A 261-nucleotide genomic window follows, 5' to 3' on the forward strand; every position below is an offset into this window, starting at 1 on the left:
CCCCTCCCGTCCGGCACCGGAATCGCCGGGGTGGGCGGGCGCCCGCGCGCCTGGCCCGACGCCCGGCGCCACCTCCCCGTCCTGCGCGACCCCACCACCGCCCTCCCACGCCTGCGCCGGCTGTTCGCCCTCGACGCCGATCCGTACGCCGTCGTCGAGCGGCTGGGCGCCGATCCCTGGCTGGCCCCGCTGGTCGCCGCGCGCGCCGGCCTGCGCTCGCCGGGGGCCGCCGTTCTGGTCGGGGTGGCTGTGTGCGCGCTG

The 261-nt window shown here is 81.2% G+C and carries 1 protein-coding gene; it reads left to right on the forward strand.

The window, feature by feature from the left end:
* On the forward strand, positions 1 to 261 hold a 261-nt coding region (locus tag KVT44_RS56260), incomplete at both ends, for an AlkA N-terminal domain-containing protein (RefSeq protein WP_302832275.1).

The sequence above is a fragment of the Streptomyces sp. GbtcB7 genome (genome assembly GCF_019091445.1).
Taxonomy (GTDB): domain Bacteria; phylum Actinomycetota; class Actinomycetes; order Streptomycetales; family Streptomycetaceae; genus Streptomyces; species Streptomyces mirabilis.